The sequence below is a fragment of the Ferrimonas senticii DSM 18821 genome, assembly GCF_000422665.1.
GTDB classification, from domain to species: Bacteria; Pseudomonadota; Gammaproteobacteria; order Enterobacterales; family Shewanellaceae; genus Ferrimonas; species Ferrimonas senticii.
Genome location: NZ_AUGM01000034.1, coordinates 1 through 2,459, shown reverse-complemented (window position 1 = coordinate 2,459; position 2,459 = coordinate 1). Strand labels below are relative to the sequence as shown.

The 2,459-nt window shown below is 54.2% G+C and carries 1 protein-coding gene; it reads right to left on the bottom strand.

All coding sequences use genetic code 11. The features are described from left to right. Positions 1-2,459 (bottom strand): Ig-like domain-containing protein (locus G506_RS0113180; RefSeq protein WP_028117262.1); only part of this gene is annotated, 2,459 nt, incomplete at both ends.

The following is a 2,459-nucleotide window of genomic DNA, read 5'->3' as shown; positions in this document are numbered from 1 at the left end:
ATGTGAGTGACAGTTAAGTCATCACCCTCTTCATCGCTGTCATTTTTCAGCAGTTCCAGGGTGACGCTGCGGTCTTCAAAGGTGCTGTAGCTATCGTCTTGAGCTTCAGGGGCGTCATTGACTGGGATAACGGTGGGGCCAAAACCGACTACGTTGCCATCCACGGTGCCATCGTTGGGGGTGAGGTGCAGATCCGGTAGTTGCTTACCTTGGTTAACTCGATCTGCCCCTGCTTGGGTCAGCACCACATTGCCGTTGCCGTCGAGAGCGTAATAGGTGGTGTTACTGAGCTTAACCGTGACCGCATCGCCATCGGCATCGAAGGTGGTGTAGCTCAGCATGATATCGCCAGCTTCGACGCCGCTGTCTTCGGTGAAGGTGACTCCTCTGGTGATGCTGAGCTTCGGTGCATCATTAACGGCGTTAACGGTGATGTCGAGGTTAGCGCTTTGGCCAGTATTGGTGGTGTAACTGATGGTTGGGACTTCGCCGTTCCAGTCACTTGCTGGGCTAAAGGTGTAGCTGCCATCGGCATTAAGGGTGAACTCGCCGACACCACTGATGGTGATGGTATCGCCAGCGTTATAAACGGTGCTGTCGCCGTTGATGGTGAAGCCGGTAACGGTCAGATCGGAGTCATCTTTGACGTCGTTGCTAAGGACGTTGCCACTGACGGCGTTGTCCTCGTCGGTGCTGGCGCTGTCGTCATTGATCACGGCATCGGCATCATCCGGAGTAACGCTGATAGCTACTTCGCCGCGATCGCTTTGGCCGCCGCCGCTTCTGGCCCAATAGTCGAAATTGATATCGCCGCTGAAGTTAGCATTGGGGACAAAGGTAATAGTGCCATCGGCGGCAACATTGACGGTGCCATTACCGACATCAATTGAGTAGGTTTGGCCTTCATTGATGAAGGTATCGTGAATACGCTCAACCGTCAGGCCATTGTTATCCGGATTAAGGTCGTTAGCCAGAAGGTTAAGAGTGATGGTGCCGTCTTCGTTGACGGTGTAACTGTCATCAACCGCGGTAGGAATATCTGGCTCATTCCTAACCTCTAGGGTGGCAGTGGCGCTATCGCTGCCGCCGTTGCCATCGCTGATGGTGTACTCAAACTGCACTTGGCCAAAGAAATCGCGATTGCCGGTGAAGGAGATATCGCCACTGGCGTTGATGTAGATATAGCCGCCATCAAGATCAATGCGCTGGGCGGTGCCCGGAGTCAGCTCCACCCCAGCAATGTGAGTGATGGTCAGGTCATCGCCATCGGCATCACTGTCATTATTCAGCAGATACAGAGTTTGGGTGCCTTCCTCAACCGCTTGGATGTAATCATCAACCGCATCGGGGGCGTCATTTTCTGGAGTAACGGTGATATTGACGTTGCCACCATCGACCTGACCGCCGCCGCTCATGATGTCGTAGCGGAAGCTGATGTCACCGTTGAAGTTAGCAGCGGGCACAAAGGTGATGGTGCCATCGGCGGCAACATTGACGGTGCCGTTACCGACATCAATTGAGTAGGCTTCGCCCTCTCTGATAAAGGTGTCATGAATGCGATCGATCCGCAGACCGTTGTCATCGGGATTAAGATCGTTGGCCAACAGATCCAGAGTGATGGTGCCGTCTTCGTTGACGGTGTAGTTGTCGGTGACCGCGGTTGGGTTATCCGGCTGGTTGCGCACCTCTAAGGTTGCGGTGGCGGTATCGCTGCCGCCATTGCCATCGCTGATGGTGTAGTCAAACTGCACTTGACCGAAGAAGTCGCGATTACCGCTAAAGGAGATATCTCCTTTGGCATTGATGTAGATATAGCCGCCATCAAGGTCAATGCGCTGGGCGGTGCCCGGAGTCAGTGCCACTCCGGCAATGTGAGTGATGGTCAGGTCATCGCCATCGGCATCGCTGTCATTGTTCAGCAGATATAGGGTCTGGGTGCTTTCCTCAACCGTTTGGATGTAATCATCAACTGCATCGGGAGCGTCGTTGGTTGGGTTAACGGTGATGCTAACGCCACCGCTGACGGTGCCGCCATTGCCGTCGTTGACGCTGTAGCTGAACTGGCCAACGGCATCGCCGTCGTTGTAGTCATCTGGTGCTTGATACAACAAGCCTTCCAGTTGCTCAGCAGTTAACTCCATACCATTGGTTACTACTGTGGTGCCATCGGCCAAGGTGATGCTACCGATGGTTGGCAGGCCGGTAACGGTGATGGTGAGGTTATCGCCATCGGCGTCGGTTGGCGCTGATAGCCCTAATGCGCCAGAACTGGCTTCATTGACAGTAATTTCATTGCTACTAACCAAAGGAGCGTCATTAACCGCATTAACGGTGACGGCCACCGTCGCATCGCTGCTATCGCCATTGGCATCGGTGACGGTGTAGCTGATGGTGGTGTCGCCATTAAAGTTGGCGTTCGGGGTAAAGGTGAGGGTGCCGTCGTCGTTGATCACCACGGT